Here is a 15,675-nt window from a genome sequence, read left to right as displayed (position 1 = left end):
CGGTGCAGGGCAACGCGGTAACCGGTCGGACCTGTCATCGCATCCTGAGGCTCGTTACATCCTGAGGCGTTATCTGAGCCGTTACCTGAGGCGTCATCGGAGAGGCGTTTTCTTTTCCTAGAGCAACATCAGAGAGGCACCCTCTGATCCTGGAGGCGCAGAAGCTCGGTTGCATCCTGAGGCATCATCGCATTCTCGAGGCGTCGTTGTTCCCTGGGGCGGACCTCCTGAGGTAGAGCGTGTGGAGGGAATTGCTGCGTTTTTACAGGAATTTCGGCCCAATGAGCCCACATCGAGAGGAATTCCTGCAAATCTACATCATTTTAGTTCCTTTTGCTCCAAATCGAAGAGAAACGGGTGAAATTCCTGCACTTTTGCAGGATTCTCCTTTTGATGAAGCTGTGCATATCTAATTGCTGCGTTTTTGCAGGATTTCCATTTTCGAATAGGCGACTCTAGCGAACTACTACAATTTTGCAGGATTCAACTAGTCATGTTACCTTACAGTGCCTCCAAGCAGTCCTCACTTGGCTGAATTCGGTGTCACAGGCCAAGCAGACTCCGCAGAGGGGGTTAGCACTTTAGTGGCGGTACAAGGTAAGGGGCTGTACAATGAAATAGACTACAAGATTATATAATGCGTATAGCCCCCGAAGACTATATACGCAACGCTAACCGTGCAGGTAGTTCAAGCATGCAGAATATAAAGACACAACAGGCGATGTTGAGCGACAAGGCTTGCAGGGCTGGCTTCACTTTTCGAGACAAGTATTGCGCGGAAGAACTGAACTTCGATGGTATGAGTAGCTATAAGTTGTCCACATATCAGACCTGACGAAGAACGACGCTATTTCATAAGCCCAACCGCAAACAAAAAAAGTTATCCACCTGTGAATATCTTTTTGGCCTGCGAAATCCTGCATGTTATCCTCACCATCCACATTTTCATACACAGTATCCACGGAATGTTCACAAATATCGATTGAGAGAATACATTTCCAAAACGGATATCCACAGCTTCGCGGAGAGCCAAGTGCCCAACGAGCGGTCATATTGAACTCAGGCGAGCAATGTCCACATACAAAAAAACGGAATCATTGATGCCATTAAAAACTCCGCTTCGGATTGATCTTAGTTTCCCAGCTTCTTCACATATCCCATCAGACCGAGCAAGGACCTCACGAACTCATGCCGGACATGCGTCCTAGGCGCCATCATTATAAGACGTTACACCCGATCTTTGCGGATGCTCGGGTCGTGGATGAGCGACGAGGCATTTTCTCGATCACAAGCTGCGCAGTCGGGGATTGCCATCTCCAATTCAATCGAAATCAGCAGCCTGGAGGGGATCAAGCAAGGTGTCATTCACGGACTAGGCATTGCGGCGGTATCCGGGCTCGCGGTCAAGCAGGAAAGCGACAGCGGATTGCTTGCCAAGATTCCAATGGAGGATGTAACCTTTGAACGGGGCATTCGTTATATTTATCATAAAAACAAGCATCTATCTCCGGGGCTAGACAGTTCATCGCCTTGTTGGCTAGGGCCGCGCATTCGATCCTAGAGCTTCGGAATCCCTTAATTCTTTGGCATGCAAGTTTAATATTGGTCCATTTTTGTTACACTAAATAAGGACGAAGCGTAAGAAAAAGCTGCTTGAAACCACAAGAAAAAAGTGCTATCATAAAGTCAAGGTCAAAGAAAGTCAAAGTCAGACTTAATTTGACAAAAACCCATTGTTTTTGTCATCTCCGAATAAGTAACAGTCAATAATGGTTAAAGCTAATATAGAGAGATATGGACGCAGAGGAGGGCAGAAGATGCGCAATATTTCCGATTTGATTGAGCAGCATTTGAAAATTATGCTGATCGATAGTCCGGAAGGCGCCGTGGAGATTCAGCGGAACGACCTCGCAGAGCAGTTCTCCTGTGTTCCTTCCCAGATTAACTATGTGATCAGCACTCGCTTCACCTTGGAGAAGGGATATGTTGTGGAGAGCAAGCGCGGCGGCGGCGGTTATATCCGCATTCAGCGGATTGAGCTTCCGGCTCAGCGGGCGATTCATACCCATCTATGCGAATCGATTGGCAACCGGATCGGGCAAGAGGCAGCGGAAGGGCTCATCTATCAACTGGAAGAAGCGAGTGTCATTTCCCGGCGGGAAGCGATTTTGCTGCGGGCAGCCGTATCACGCGACAATCTGGCGTTGAAGCTGCCTTACCGGGACGAGATCCGCGCCCGTCTCCTGCGGGCGATGCTGCTCGGGCTGCTAAGCAAGCAATAGCGCATGCCGCCATTATTTTAACCCGGGAATCAGGCGATAGTAGGACTGCCGATCCCTTTACTATAATTGAATCCACGAGGATAAGGAGGAGAATGGCCATGATGTGTCAACAATGCGGTCAGAAGCCGGCTACACTGCACTTTACGAAAATCATAAACGGGCAGAAGACGGAATTTCACATCTGTGAATCATGTGCTCGTGAGAAAGGCGAATGGATACCGGGCACGACTAACGGCTTCTCCATCCATAATTTGCTGTCAGGATTGTTGGACTTCGATTTGTCCGGCGGAGCCGCCCAGGGAAGCGGAGACTACGGTGGGCAGAAGCCTCAAGCGATGCGCTGCGAGAAATGCGGTCTGACCTACTCTCAGTTCGGCAAGCTGGGCCGGTTCGGGTGTGACGAATGCTATTCCTTCTTCGGCAACCGGCTTGATCCGCTGCTGAAGCGGGTCCATGGCAATACGGTCCATACCGGTAAAATTCCGAAGCGCGGCGGCGGGCGCATCCAACGCAAGCGCGAACTGGATGAACTGAAGCTCGAGCTTCAGAAGAGCATTGTGCAGGAAGAATTCGAACGGGCTGCTCAGCTGCGCGACCGTATTCGGCAGTTGGAGAAGGAAGGGAGCGAAGGGGGCCCTGACTCGCCTGCTCAGCATGGCTAACCCCCTGAACGATAGAACGATATCATGACAACGACGAATGATCGTTAAGGTGAAAGGAGATGACGAAATGGCCCAACGCCAATTCATGGAACATGCGATAAGTGACTGGATGCGCGGAACGGGACCGGACTCCCAGATCGTCATCAGCAGCCGCATCCGCGTAGCGCGGAACCTATGCGGCGTGCCGTTCCCGCTGCTTGCGACGAACCAGCAATCGGCCGAAGTGCTGAACCAACTGACCGCGGTCATCGAGCAGCCGGAGATGTCGAGCTTCCATACGTCTTTCCATCGATGGAGCCTGACGGAACTAAGCGATCTGGAGAAGCAGGTGCTGGTTGAGAAGCATTTGATCTCGCCGACCCTCGTGAATGAATCGCGGAACGGGGCGGTCATTCTGAGCGAGGATGAGTCTATCAGCATTATGCTGAACGAGGAAGACCATCTTCGCATTCAATGCTTGTACCCGGGGCTGCAAATCCGGGAAGCGTGGGAGCAAGCCAGCCGCATCGACGATGTCTTCGAGGCGCATGTCGATTATGCATTCGATGAGAAGCGGGGATACTTGACCAGTTGCCCGACCAATGTGGGCACGGGGATCCGGGCCTCCGTCATGATGCATTTGCCGGCCCTCGTCATGACCCAGCAGATTAACCGCATTTTGCAGGCGGTCAACCAGGTGGGGCTTGCGGTGCGCGGCATCTACGGCGAAGGCAGCGAGGCGATAGGCAACCTGTTCCAGGTGTCGAATCAGATTACGCTTGGCCAATCGGAAACTGAGATCATCGACAGCTTGTACAGCGTCGTGAAGCAAATCATCGGGCATGAGAAGGCGGCGCGCGACCAGCTGCTGGAGAACAACCGCATGCGCCTGACGGATCGCATCTGCCGATCCTACGGGATATTGAAGCATGCGGCGATAATGGACTCCAAGGAAGCGGCCCAACGGCTGTCGGACATCCGACTCGGTTCGGATCTGAATATTTTGAACCATCTTGATCCTTCCGATTTCAATGAACTGCTTGTGATGACACAGCCAGGCTTCCTTCAGCATATATACAAGAAATCATTGTCTACGGAAGAACGCGACATGTATCGGGCAAGACTGATACGCGACAAATTAAGCAAATCAAGAACGACCAATGGAGGTGCTTGAATATGATGTTCGGAAGATTTACGGAACGTGCCCAGAAAGTATTGGCATTGGCTCAGGAAGAAGCCGTGCGTCTCGGACATAACAATATCGGAACCGAGCATATTTTGCTTGGCCTGATCCGGGAAGGCGAAGGCATTGCCGCCAAGGCGCTCGTCGCGCTCGGCCTCGGTCTGGAGAAGATACAGGACGAAGTGGAGTCCCTCATTGGCCGCGGGCAGGAGCAGCCGACCAACATCGCCTACACCCCACGCGCCAAAAAAGTCATTGAGCTGTCCATGGATGAAGCCCGCAAGCTGGGCCATACGTATGTGGGCACGGAACATATTTTGCTTGGCCTCATTCGTGAAGGCGAAGGCGTAGCGGCCCGTGTGCTGAACAACCTCGGCATCAGCCTGAACAAGGCGCGCCAGCAGGTGCTGCAGTTGCTGGGCAGCAGTGAAGCGGTATCTAGCCATCACGGCCAATCACAAAATGTGAGCACGCCGACACTGGACGGTCTGGCACGTGACCTAACGGTTGCCGCCAAGGAAGGCAATCTCGACCCTGTCATCGGCCGCAGCAAAGAGATTGAGCGCGTCATCCAGGTGCTGAGCCGCCGGACGAAGAACAATCCGGTCCTCATCGGGGAGCCGGGCGTCGGGAAGACCGCGGTAGCGGAAGGGCTCGCTCAGAAGATTATCAACAATGAGATTCCGGAGACGCTGCGCGACAAGCGCGTCATGACGCTCGATATGGGGTCCGTCGTGGCCGGCACGAAGTACCGGGGCGAATTCGAGGATCGGTTGAAAAAAATTATGGATGAGATCCGCCAGGCAGGCAATATCATCCTGTTCATCGACGAGCTGCACACGCTCATCGGTGCGGGTGGAGCGGAAGGCGCCATCGATGCGTCCAACATTTTGAAGCCGGCGCTAGCCCGGGGCGAGCTGCAATGCATCGGGGCGACGACCTTGGATGAGTACCGCAAATATATCGAGAAGGATGCCGCGCTGGAGCGCCGTTTCCAACCGATTACCGTCGATCAGCCGACGCTTGAAGAGACGATTCAGATTTTGAAAGGGCTGCGGGATCGCTATGAAGCGCATCACCGCGTCAAAATTAGCGATGAAGCGATTGAGCAGGCCGTGAAGCTGTCCGACCGCTATATTACGGATCGCTTCCTGCCGGACAAAGCGATCGACCTGATTGACGAGGCAGGCTCCAAAGTACGCTTGAATTCCTACACGGTACCGCCAAATCTGAAGGAACTGGAAGCTCGGCTGGAAGACATCCGCAAGGAGAAGGACGCTTCCGTGCAGAGCCAGGAATTCGAGAAAGCGGCAGCGCTTCGCGATACGGAGCAGAAGATGCGCGAGGAGCTGGATTCGGTGCGGAACCAGTGGAAGGAAAAGCAGGGCCGCATGGATTCCGAGGTAACGCCGGAAGATATCGCCCAGATCGTCTCCAGTTGGACCGGCGTGCCGGTCGTCAAGCTGAAGGAAGAAGAGACGCAGCGTCTTCTCAATATGGAAGAGGTCCTGCATGAGCGCGTCATTGGCCAGGACGAAGCAGTCAAGGCGGTTAGCCGGGCGATTCGCCGGGCACGCGCAGGCTTGAAGGATCCGAAGCGCCCGATGGGCTCGTTCATCTTCCTCGGCCCGACCGGGGTCGGAAAGACGGAATTGGCCCGTGCGCTGGCGGAGTCGCTCTTCGGCGACGAGAATGCGGTCATCCGCATCGATATGTCTGAGTATATGGAGAAGCATTCGACCGCCCGCTTGGTCGGAGCGCCTCCAGGATATGTCGGCTATGAGGAAGGCGGCCAACTGACTGAGAAGGTGCGGCGCAAGCCATACTCCGTCGTGCTGCTCGACGAGATCGAGAAGGCGCACCCGGAAGTATTTAATATCTTGCTGCAGGTGCTGGAGGACGGACGCCTGACCGATTCCAAGGGACGGGTCGTCGACTTCCGCAACACGCTCATTATTCTGACTTCGAATGTCGGTGCAGAGGCGATCAAACGCAATACAACGCTGGGCTTCACCTCCTCCGACAACAATGAGCGCGACTACAACAATATGAAAGACAAAGTGATGGCGGAATTGAAGAAGAGCTTCCGTCCGGAGTTCCTGAACCGGATCGACGAGATTATCGTCTTCCATTCGCTGGAGGAGAAGCATATTGCCGAGATCGTAACGCTGATGGCCGAGGAACTGCGCAAGCGGCTGAAGGAGCAGGATGTCGATTTCCAATTGACTGATGCGGCCAAGGCGTTCCTGGCCAAGGAAGGCTACGATCCGGCCTACGGAGCGCGTCCGCTCCGCCGGGCGATTCAGAAGCATATCGAAGATCGCCTATCCGAGGAATTGCTGAAGGGCGACATCGATAAGGGGGATTCCGTCACGATCGACGAACAGGACGGCAACCTGGTCGTGCTGCGCACTACGCCGACCAAGGCCTGACATTTTCATAGAACGGCTCCATCCAAGCGCATCTCTTCCTCTGGGAGGAGATGCGTTTTTTTCATGAAATGCGAAAGTCCTTTCGCCCCCTACTTAAAAATGGTAAACTTAAAGGTAATGTACAATCTTCGGCAATAGCCAGTAAAAATTTGTCACGCTTTATCTTTGTATCGCGTTATGCCGATAAACCTAATATAGATGTGGCAACCTATACAATGATGCGTCAGTAGGAGTGTCGGCTGATATGGCCAAAGTAAAAACCAAGTTTTTCTGTACGGATTGCGGATATGAATCGCCGAAGTGGATGGGCAAATGCCCGGGCTGCGGCGAGTGGAACACGATGGTGGAGGAGCGGGAGACGGTCGTCAAGACGGCGGGCGTCCACACATCCCTCATTGGGACGAAAGAAAAACCGCAATCGATCATACAAATAGAAAGTAAACAGGAAGCGCGCCTGTCCACGACGATTGACGAATTGAATCGTGTGCTCGGCGGCGGCGTGGTGCCGGGCTCGCTCATCCTCGTGGGCGGCGACCCGGGCATCGGCAAATCGACGCTGCTGCTCCAGGCGTCCAATGCGCTGGCAGTCAGCGGTTTGAAGGTGCTGTACGTGTCTGGCGAGGAATCGACGCGCCAGACGAAGCTGCGCGCTGACCGGCTCGGGGTGCTGTCCGAGCGTCTGTTCGTCCTGAGCGAGACGAATTTGCAGTATATTGAAGAGGCGATCGAGGCCATGAGCCCCGATTTTCTCGTCATCGACTCGATCCAGACGGTATATCAGCCGTCGGTCGAATCGGCTCCCGGCAGCGTGGCTCAAGTTCGCGAATGCACAAGCGTGTGCATGCGCATTGCGAAGGGAAGAGGCATCGCGACCGTCCTCGTCGGCCATGTGACGAAGGAAGGAGCCATTGCCGGCCCCCGCATGCTGGAGCATATGGTGGACTGTGTGCTTTATTTCGAAGGCGAGCGCCATCATTCGTACCGCATCCTGCGGGCCGTGAAGAACCGCTTCGGTTCCACGAACGAGATCGGCATCTTCGAGATGACGGAAGGCGGCTTGACGGAAGTGAAGAATCCGTCAGAGATGTTCCTTCAGGAACGCCCGCTTGGCGTCTCCGGCTCGACAGTCGTCGCCAGCCTGGAAGGGACGCGCCCAGTTCTTGTCGAGATGCAGGCGCTCGTGTCGGCGACGAACTTCCCTTCGCCGCGAAGAATGTCGACGGGAATCGATCATCAGCGGTTGTCGCTCATCATTGCGGTGCTGGAGAAGCGCATGGGCATGTTCCTTCAGAACCAGGACGCCTATGTGAATGTGGCCGGCGGGCTGAAGCTCGATGAGCCGGCGGTCGATCTCGCCATTGCGGTCGCCTTGGCGTCGAGCTTCCGCGATATGCCGACCCAGGCGTATGACGTCGTTTTCGGCGAAGTGGGATTGACAGGAGAAGTGCGCGCGGTGTCCCGTGCGGAGCAGCGCGTGAAGGAAGCAGAGAAGCTGGGCTTCAAGAGGATTATTTTGCCAGAGAAAAGCCTGCGGGGATGGACCCCTTCTGGACTTATTGAGATAGTGGGCGTAAATACGGTAGCGGAAGCATTGACCGCAGCGTTAGGTTAGGGGGCTTAGATATAGAATGAAGGACACTCAGCAGGATATTATGAACGATCTGTTGCGCATGGTTGCGCCGGGCACTCCGTTCCGCGATGGGCTGGAGAACGTGCTCCGGGCGAAGACAGGCGCGCTTATCGTTGTCGGCTACAGCCCGGAAGTGATGGAGGTCGTCGATGGCGGCTTTTCCATCAACAGCGATTTCACGCCGAGCTACTTATATGAGTTGGCCAAGATGGACGGCGCGATCATTTTGAGCGAAGACGTGAAGCGGATCCTGTATGCGAACACGCAGCTGATCCCGGATTCCTCCATCCCGTCGATTGAGACGGGGATTCGCCACCGCACGGCCGAGCGGGTGGCGAAGCAGACGGGCAAGCTGGTCGTCTCGATCTCTCAGCGCCGCAATATTATTACCCTGTATCAAGGCAGCCTACGCTATGCGCTGAAGGAGATCGGCGTCATCCTGACGAAGGCGAATCAGGCGATACAGACCTTGGAGAAATATCGAGCCGTGCTTGTTCAGGGAATGACGAACTTGACCGCTTCCGAGTTCGAGGAGCAAGTGACGTTGTACGATGTGGTCAATGTGTTGCAACGGATCGAGATGGTATTACGTATTAAAATGGAGATAAAGCGTTACATCAACGAGCTGGGAACGGAAGGCCGTCTCATCAGCATGCAGTTGGAAGAGCTGGTCAGCAATACGGAGGAGGATGCGTGGCTGCTGCTCAAAGACTATGCCCGCGACAACGGGGATGACAAAGTCCGCGATATCCTCGTTCTGCTGAAGAAGAGCACTGCCGACGAGCTGCTGGACGCGCATCATCTGATTCGGCTGCTCGGTTACCCGACGACAAGCGCAATTCAGGATGAATCCGTATCGCCGCGCGGTTACCGCGTGTTGAGCAAGATTCCTCGCTTGCCGAACGTCATCATACAGAACCTGGTGGACACGTTCCAATACTTGCCTCACGTCATGATGGCTACGATTGAAGAGCTGGACGACGTGGACGGAATTGGCGAAGTGCGTGCACGCGCTATCAAGGAAGGGCTCAAGCGCATTCAGGAGCAGGTATTCATTGACAGGCAAATTTGATTTTCCTACAATGAAAAGATGAACGTTGGGCATAGTAAAATTAGAGGTGAACCTATGATTACAAAGTCCATTCCGAGCTTGTTTACCGTTGGTAACCTGTTCCTCGGAATCATTTCCATCATGCTTGCGTTTCATAATAATTATGATTTGGCTGCTCTCATGATTATCATCGCAATGCTGCTGGACGGTCTCGACGGCCGCGTGGCCCGGGCCTTGAACGCGCAAAGCGAATTCGGCAAAGAGCTTGATTCCTTGTCCGATGTCATTTCCTTCGGTGTGGCGCCGGCATTTATTATGTACGTTGTAGCTTTTAGCGATATGAGTCCGGCATTGGGCTGGGTAGTGACCGCCATCTTCCCGATCTGCGGCGCGCTCCGGCTGGCCCGCTTCAATGTGAAGGCAGGCATTCCGGGTTACTTCATCGGCTTGCCGATTCCGGCTGCAGGCGGTGTGGCCTGCACCTTGGCGCTGTTCCATGAAAGTATTCCGGCACCGTATCTAATCATCGCCATGCTTTTGTTATCGTACTTAATGGTTAGCACCGTGAAATACCCGAATTTCAAAAAGGTTGGCATTTCCAAAAAAGCGCTCTGGCTGACGCCTTTCGTCATCGCGGCAGCTGTCGGCATCGCGCTCTGGAAGCCGGAGCAGACGCCGAAACTTATTTTCGTGCCGCTGGTCCTGTACGCTCTGCTCGGCTTAAAAAAAAACGTTAGGATGCTGAACCGACGTCGAGGCAAGCAGCGTGATTCGGAAGAATGGGTCCGTTCGAAGCATTCGTAACGGCATCCTGCACTTGCTATCGTTCATGATTTTATACGAAAGAAGCCCTCTCCATTGGCGGAGAGGGCTTTTCGCGTGCCTGAACAAAAAACAGCCGCGGCTGCGGCTGCTTCTTCAAGACAAGTTAAAGATACCGAGCGTATCGCACCGGCTGGATTCCTGCTTCACCACCTCGTCAAGGCTGATGTCGAGGAGGTTGCACAGAGCCGACATGTAGAACAGATGCTTGCCCAGTTCGTGCTTCACGATATCTTTGCAATTTTCGCATAAATGGCCGCGTACATGGCTTTCGAGGGACTGGCGAGCTTCCTCCACGTCCATCTCTGCCTTATAAGGCTGACGCTTGGCATGAAGCTCCAGGCATCCGCATTCAGTGATTGCCTTCGTAACGGCACGGTTAACGGAGGCCTCGGACTGGCCGTACTTGGACAGAATGTCCAACAGGCTCCGGTGTCTTAATACTAGATCGGCTACTTGCTCTTGGAGCGCTTGCAAATTGGGAGTACTCATTTCCATCCACCTCTATTCTTGATATGATGCGGCGCACAGCCCGCATGAATCGCTCACAACACGGTTTCATGTCCATTATACGTCTCTGAATTACCATATTTCAACTTGGACAGGCAGGAAAATATGGAAATTAACGATTAGGAGCCGGGAGCTTGGGCCATAATTGTAAGGAAATCGATTGAAAGTGAGGAGGTGGACGCACATGTTCAAACGTTGGTTTACCGGAATGGCGGGCCTTATCGGCGCCTGGGCCGGTTGGGAGCTCCATGGCTATTGGTACGCCCAGACCATGGGCTTCACGGGATTGGTGAATCCGGGATTATCTGCCGGCCGGCTCACATGGGCGTTAGGCGGGGCATTTTGCTTATTCGTACTCAGTCGTGTACTTTATATGCCGTTGGCAAAAAGCTGGATTGGATGGCGGGAGCGCATCTCGCTCGTGTCCACAGGAACCTTGGTTACGGGCACGGCCGGCGCTTTCGCCGGAATCTGCTTCGCCGCGCTGCTGACGCCGCTGCTGCGCGAATTCGGAAGCGGCGGGCTGATGCTGTCGGCCGTGCTATTGGTGCTGTTCGCCAGCGCGGGCTTGCAGATCGCGCTGATGAAACAGCAGGATATGGCGGAATGGATCGCCGCCCTGCCATGGTTGAGCGAGCCAGTGCCGGAGGAAGAAGAGGTTCGCTTCGAAGAGCATAAAATATTGGACACGAGCGTCATCATCGACGGCCGCATCGCCGATATCTGCAAGACAGGATTCATTGAGGGGACGATCGTCATCCCGGAATTCGTGCTGGAGGAGCTGCAGCATATCGCTGATTCGTCGGATCTGCTAAAGCGGAACCGCGGCCGGAGAGGCTTGGATATTTTGAATAAGATCCAGAAAGAATTGGAAGTGAAGGTGCTGATCTACGAAGGGGACTTCGAGGAAATCTCCGAGGTGGACAGCAAGCTGGTGAAGCTGGCCAAAGTGTTGAAAGGCAAAGTGGTCACGAACGACTTCAACTTGAATAAAGTATGCGAGCTGCAGGGCGTGTCGGTGCTCAACATCAACGACCTGGCCAATGCGGTCAAGCCGGTTGTCCTGCCGGGCGAGGAGATCGTCGTCCAGGTCATCAAGGACGGCAAGGAGCATGGCCAAGGCGTCGCTTATCTGGATGACGGGACGATGATCGTCGTCGAAGGCGGGCGCGAGTATATCGGCATGACGATGGAGGTGCTCGTGACGAGCGTACTGCAAACGTCGGCCGGACGCATGATTTTTGCCAAGCCAAAACTGTTGGAAAAAGCCCAATAAACAGGTATGATGGGAAGAGCACCATCATGGAGGTTGACAGGGATGGAACAGGGCTTTGGAGTGGTTATCGTGGCGGCCGGCAGAGGATCGCGCATGGGCGCCGCCGAGAGCAAGCAATATTTGCCGCTGCTGGACAAGCCGGTCATTATACATACGCTGGAGCGGTTCCAGACGATGCCGGCATGCGAAGCCATCGTCTGGGTCGTCTCCCCGGACGATACGGCCCGCTGCGCCGCTTGGCAAGAGGAGTACGGCTTGGACAAGGTCCGGGCTATCGTAGCCGGCGGCGCGGAGCGGCAGCATTCCGTGTACGCCGGGCTCCAGGCGGTCCGGGCGCAAGGTCTGGACTATGTGTTGATTCACGACGGCGTGCGGCCATTCGTGGAGACGGACAGCGTAGAGGCATGCTATCAGGCTGCCAGAGAGCATGGGGCGGCCGTCCTGGCCGTGCCCGTGAAGGATACGATCAAGCAGGTGAACGGAGGCGTCATTACGGCGACGCCGGACCGCCGCAGCTTGTGGGCGATTCAGACCCCACAGGCTTTTCGTCTTGCCGACGTGATGGCGGCGCATGAACAGGCCGCTAAGGACGGATTCATAGGCACCGACGATGCGATGCTGGTGGAGCGGGCCGGGATGCAGGTCCGCATCGTGGAAGGGGAATACACGAATGTGAAGCTGACGACGCCCGACGATCTGGAATGGGCGTCCTGGTGGCTCGCCCGCCGCGCAGCACGGCCAGGGGAAGAGCGGTAAGAACGGATGGATCGACGAAGGGAGAGGCAGAACATGATACGAGTGGGACAAGGCTTCGACGTACACCAATTGGTGGAAGGCCGTCCTTGCATTATCGGAGGCGTGCATATTCCGTATGACAAGGGACTGCTAGGGCACTCCGATGCGGACGTGCTGCTGCATACGGTCAGCGACGCGGTGCTCGGGGCGCTCGGGCTGGGCGATATCGGCAAGCACTTCCCGGATACGGACGAAGCATATAAGGACGCCGACAGCAGCGTCCTGATGGAGAAGGTATGGGCGCTGGCGAAGGAGCGGGGCTACCGGCTGGGCAACCTCGACTGCACGATTATTGCGCAGAAGCCGAAGATGCTGCCGTATGTGCCGGAGATGGCGGCCAATCTGGCGCGGCTCCTTGAAGCGGACGTGTCGCAGATCAATGTCAAGGCGACGACAACCGAGCAGCTGGGCTTCACGGGCCGGGGGGAAGGCATCGCTGCGCAAGCGGTTGTGTGCTTATTTCACGTTTCGCAGTGATATGGTATCATTATTGGATAGATCAAGACTAGGTAATGTGTCCGGAGGGGAATCCTAATGAGCAACGACATTCGTGTCCGGTATGCGCCAAGTCCAACAGGACATCTGCATATCGGCAATGCGCGCACGGCATTATTCAACTATTTATTCGCACGTCATCATGGCGGGGAATTTATCGTCCGCATCGAGGATACGGACGTGAAGCGCAATGTGGAAGGCGGCGAAGAGAATCAGTTCAAGTATATGAAATGGCTCGGCATGGATTGGAACGAGAGCGTCGATGTCGGTGGGGAATACGGGCCGTACCGTCAAACTGAGCGTCTCGATATTTATAATAAGCATGTGGACGAGCTGCTGGAGCGCGGTCTCGCCTACCACTGTTACTGTACCGAGCAGGAACTGGAGGCGGATCGGGAAGCGCAGATGGCGCGAGGGGAGACGCCGAAGTACGCCGGCACTTGCCGCCATCTGACGGCAGAGGACCGGGCCCGTTTGGAAGCGGAAGGCCGCCAGCCGAGCATCCGCTTCGCAGTGCCGGAGCAGCGCTCCTATACGTTCCACGATCTCGTCAAGGGCGAGATTACGTTCGAGTCTGAGACGACTGGCGACTGGGTCATCGTGAAGAAGGATGGGATCCCGACCTACAACTTTGCGGTCGTGCTCGATGATTACTTGATGCGCATCTCGCATGTGTTGCGCGGCGAGGATCATATCACGAATACGCTGCGCCAACTGATGATTTACGAAGCGTTCGGCTGGGAAGCGCCGGTATTTGGGCATATGACGCTCATCGTGAACGAGAACCGGAAGAAGCTCAGCAAGCGGGACGAGTCGATCATCCAGTTCATGGAGCAATACGAGCAGCTCGGCTATTTGCCGGAAGCGATGCTGAACTTCATCGCGCTGCTTGGCTGGTCGCCGGAAGGGGAAGAGGAGATTTTCTCCCGCGAGGAGCTGATTCGGATCTTCGATGCGAACCGGCTGTCGAAGAGTCCGGCAGTATTCGACACGAACAAATTGGCTCACTTGAATAACGTATACATGAAGCAGGCGGATCCGGAGCGGATTGCGGCGCTCTCCATCCCGCACTTGCAGAAGGCGGGACGCCTGCCGGAGACGCTGAGCGAAGAGCAGCATGCTTGGGCGAAGGCGCTTGTGAAGCTGTATCAGGAGCAGATGACCTGCGCTTCGGACATCGTTGAGCTGTCGGAGATGTTCTTCCGCGATGAGCTGGCGATAGACGAAGAGGCGAAGGCCATCCTTGAGGAGCCGCAGGTTCCGGCAGTGCTGCAGGCGCTGCACGCCAAGCTCGAAGCGGCGGACGCGTGGGATGCCGATACGGTTAAGGCTGCGCTGAAGGAAGTGCAGAAGGAGACTGGCGCCAAGGGCAAAGGGCTGTTCATGCCAGTCCGCGTTGCCGTATCCGGCCAGATGCACGGGCGGGATCTGAACGAGACGATTGTGCTGCTCGGCAAAGAGACGGTGCTGAACCGTCTCCGCCAAGGCGCGTAGGCGGCGTCAGCGGCCGGGCCGGCGGTCTGTCAGCGCCTAGGCGTGTAGCTGCGCGGAATCGCCACTGCGAGGAGCGCAGATGTGGGCGCCTCGGGCAAGATGCATAGCTGCGGGCCGTCTCGGCTAAGAGGGCATAACTGTGGGCCATCTCCGCCAAGGTGGCATAACTGCGGCCGTCTCCGCCAAAGGTGCATAGCTGCGGGCCTGCCCAAGGTGCATAACTGCGGGCCGTCTCGGCCAAGAGGCATAACTGTGGGCATCTCCGCCAAGGGGCATAACTGTCGACCGCCTCTAAGGGGTCAACTTCTTATTGTCAGCCGGCGGACCGATCCGATATACTGAGAAGCATCAGGATAGTTGGAATGTTAGGAAAGGCAATAATATAAGGTTGACGACAGGAAGTCGAATCATCCAAAAAAGGCGATGAACGGGAGAGCGTCAGCGATACCGAACCGCACAGAGAGAACGACCGGGCAGGACGCGGCAGACAAGACAGCCGAGGCCTGGCAGGCTGCAAGTCGTTCCGGTTCGCGGCTGGCGCGTTGCACCCGGAAGCTCCGTCCTTGAGCGTGCAGCAGCACGGGTAGGGGGCGGCGGGTTGTCCGCGTTACGGGACAGTGAAGATGGATAGCGATATTCGTTCGCGCGACGGGATCCTGCAAAGGGGACTGCCGGCGCCTTATCGCTGTCTATGCAGAGTGGAACCGCGCCTTGCGCCTCTGCAGCCGTTACGGGCTGCGGGGGCGTTTTTTGTATGAAGGGCACAAAGGGGCCACGGGTCAGTGTAGTCTGTAGGCCGGCAACGTTTTTGGACTGCCGTCAATCCTGCAAAAACGCAGCAATTTTTCATCTCGGAGCGGGAATTAGCGTGAAATGCTGCAAAAGTGCAGTTTTTTTCGCTGGTCAGACGACTTTTTGAGCAAAACAGCGAGAATTCCTGTATATTTGCAGGATTCATTAGGCTGCCCACCGTTGTTGATGAAAATCATGTAATTTTACAGTATTTTGGAGTGCATGTTTGCAGTAGACGATTGAAGACGCGCTTGAAGTGCATGTTTGCAGTA

At 55.3% G+C, this 15,675-nt stretch carries 14 protein-coding genes; 13 read left to right on the top strand and 1 reads right to left on the bottom strand.

The annotated features are described in order from the left end of the window. Positions 1-281 precede the first annotated feature (281 nt). The 9 genes from DQX05_RS32735 (at position 282) to pssA (ending at position 10,023) form a co-directional block, all read left to right on the top strand. Positions 282-413, top strand: a complete 132-nt coding sequence (locus DQX05_RS32735) for a hypothetical protein (protein ID WP_259392302.1) — start codon at positions 282-284, stop codon at positions 411-413. An 848-nt stretch (positions 414-1,261) separates the two neighbouring features. Continuing rightward, positions 1,262-1,561, top strand: coding sequence for a LysR substrate-binding domain-containing protein (locus tag DQX05_RS29200; RefSeq protein ID WP_259392301.1), 300 nt, complete (start codon positions 1,262-1,264; stop codon positions 1,559-1,561). Between the two features lie 256 nt (positions 1,562-1,817). Continuing rightward, entirely contained in the window at positions 1,818-2,282 is a 465-nt protein-coding gene (locus tag DQX05_RS29195; protein WP_119796745.1) for a CtsR family transcriptional regulator, read from the top strand. 98 nt (positions 2,283-2,380) lie between these two features. Next, positions 2,381-2,944: a protein-arginine kinase activator protein McsA gene (locus tag DQX05_RS29190; protein ID WP_119796744.1), complete on the top strand. Its 564-nt coding sequence runs from the start codon at positions 2,381-2,383 to the stop codon at positions 2,942-2,944. A 67-nt stretch (positions 2,945-3,011) separates the two neighbouring features. After that, on the top strand, positions 3,012-4,097 hold the full coding sequence (locus DQX05_RS29185) for a protein-arginine kinase McsB (RefSeq protein WP_119796743.1): 1,086 nt from the start codon (positions 3,012-3,014) through the stop codon (positions 4,095-4,097). Positions 4,098-4,099: 2 nt separating this feature from the next. Further along, positions 4,100-6,538: an ATP-dependent protease ATP-binding subunit ClpC gene (gene clpC, locus DQX05_RS29180; RefSeq protein ID WP_119796742.1), complete on the top strand. Its 2,439-nt coding sequence runs from the start codon at positions 4,100-4,102 to the stop codon at positions 6,536-6,538. A 244-nt stretch (positions 6,539-6,782) separates the two neighbouring features. Next, positions 6,783-8,150 carry a DNA repair protein RadA gene (radA, locus tag DQX05_RS29175; RefSeq protein ID WP_119796741.1) on the top strand — a complete coding sequence of 456 codons (1,368 nt, stop codon included), beginning with the start codon at positions 6,783-6,785 and terminating at the stop codon, positions 8,148-8,150. Positions 8,151-8,166: 16 nt separating this feature from the next. Next, the gene (disA, locus tag DQX05_RS29170) at positions 8,167-9,240 is read left to right on the top strand and encodes a DNA integrity scanning diadenylate cyclase DisA (RefSeq protein ID WP_119796740.1); all 1,074 of its coding nucleotides are present in this window, start codon (positions 8,167-8,169) and stop codon (positions 9,238-9,240) included. A 54-nt stretch (positions 9,241-9,294) separates the two neighbouring features. Further along, positions 9,295-10,023: a CDP-diacylglycerol--serine O-phosphatidyltransferase gene (gene pssA / locus DQX05_RS29165; protein ID WP_119796739.1), complete on the top strand. Its 729-nt coding sequence runs from the start codon at positions 9,295-9,297 to the stop codon at positions 10,021-10,023. A 114-nt stretch (positions 10,024-10,137) separates the two neighbouring features. Here the strand turns inward: pssA and DQX05_RS29160 are convergent, their stop codons facing one another. Further along, positions 10,138-10,533 carry a nucleoside triphosphate pyrophosphohydrolase family protein gene (locus DQX05_RS29160; RefSeq protein WP_119796738.1) on the bottom strand — a complete coding sequence of 132 codons (396 nt, stop codon included), beginning with the start codon at positions 10,531-10,533 and terminating at the stop codon, positions 10,138-10,140. 202 nt (positions 10,534-10,735) lie between these two features. On the opposite strand from DQX05_RS29160, the gene DQX05_RS29155 reads away from it, so the two are divergent. Genes DQX05_RS29155 through gltX form a run of 4 tightly spaced genes read left to right on the top strand, consistent with a single transcriptional unit; the run spans position 10,736 to position 14,611 of the window. Beyond that, positions 10,736-11,827: a PIN/TRAM domain-containing protein gene (locus DQX05_RS29155; protein ID WP_119796737.1), complete on the top strand. Its 1,092-nt coding sequence runs from the start codon at positions 10,736-10,738 to the stop codon at positions 11,825-11,827. Positions 11,828-11,869: 42 nt separating this feature from the next. Next, a complete protein-coding gene (gene ispD / locus DQX05_RS29150; RefSeq protein ID WP_119796736.1) occupies positions 11,870-12,583 on the top strand; it encodes a 2-C-methyl-D-erythritol 4-phosphate cytidylyltransferase in 714 nt (237 codons plus the stop codon). Between the two features lie 33 nt (positions 12,584-12,616). Then, on the top strand, positions 12,617-13,099 hold the full coding sequence (ispF, locus tag DQX05_RS29145; RefSeq protein ID WP_006676467.1) for a 2-C-methyl-D-erythritol 2,4-cyclodiphosphate synthase: 483 nt from the start codon (positions 12,617-12,619) through the stop codon (positions 13,097-13,099). 57 nt (positions 13,100-13,156) lie between these two features. Then, positions 13,157-14,611, top strand: coding sequence for a glutamate--tRNA ligase (gene gltX / locus DQX05_RS29140; RefSeq protein WP_119796735.1), 1,455 nt, complete (start codon positions 13,157-13,159; stop codon positions 14,609-14,611). Positions 14,612-15,675: the final 1,064 nt, after the last annotated feature.

Source organism: Paenibacillus thiaminolyticus, assembly GCF_003591545.1.
In the GTDB taxonomy this organism is placed as follows: Bacteria; Bacillota; Bacilli; order Paenibacillales; family Paenibacillaceae; genus Paenibacillus_B; species Paenibacillus_B thiaminolyticus_A.
The sequence above is the reverse complement of the archived record's forward strand: the minus strand, read 5'-3'. Positions and strand labels throughout refer to the sequence as shown.

Coding starts and splice junctions, on each gene's coding strand:
- DQX05_RS32735 (WP_259392302.1), top strand. CDS start 282: ATGAGCCCACATCGAGAGGAATTCCTGCAAATCTACATCATTTTAGTT.
- DQX05_RS29200 (WP_259392301.1), top strand. CDS start 1,262: ATGAGCGACGAGGCATTTTCTCGATCACAAGCTGCGCAGTCGGGGATT.
- DQX05_RS29195 (WP_119796745.1), top strand. CDS start 1,818: ATGCGCAATATTTCCGATTTGATTGAGCAGCATTTGAAAATTATGCTG.
- DQX05_RS29190 (WP_119796744.1), top strand. CDS start 2,381: ATGATGTGTCAACAATGCGGTCAGAAGCCGGCTACACTGCACTTTACG.
- DQX05_RS29185 (WP_119796743.1), top strand. CDS start 3,012: ATGGCCCAACGCCAATTCATGGAACATGCGATAAGTGACTGGATGCGC.
- clpC (WP_119796742.1), top strand. CDS start 4,100: ATGATGTTCGGAAGATTTACGGAACGTGCCCAGAAAGTATTGGCATTG.
- radA (WP_119796741.1), top strand. CDS start 6,783: ATGGCCAAAGTAAAAACCAAGTTTTTCTGTACGGATTGCGGATATGAA.
- disA (WP_119796740.1), top strand. CDS start 8,167: ATGAAGGACACTCAGCAGGATATTATGAACGATCTGTTGCGCATGGTT.
- pssA (WP_119796739.1), top strand. CDS start 9,295: ATGATTACAAAGTCCATTCCGAGCTTGTTTACCGTTGGTAACCTGTTC.
- DQX05_RS29160 (WP_119796738.1), bottom strand. CDS start 10,533: ATGAGTACTCCCAATTTGCAAGCGCTCCAAGAGCAAGTAGCCGATCTA.
- DQX05_RS29155 (WP_119796737.1), top strand. CDS start 10,736: ATGTTCAAACGTTGGTTTACCGGAATGGCGGGCCTTATCGGCGCCTGG.
- ispD (WP_119796736.1), top strand. CDS start 11,870: ATGGAACAGGGCTTTGGAGTGGTTATCGTGGCGGCCGGCAGAGGATCG.
- ispF (WP_006676467.1), top strand. CDS start 12,617: ATGATACGAGTGGGACAAGGCTTCGACGTACACCAATTGGTGGAAGGC.
- gltX (WP_119796735.1), top strand. CDS start 13,157: ATGAGCAACGACATTCGTGTCCGGTATGCGCCAAGTCCAACAGGACAT.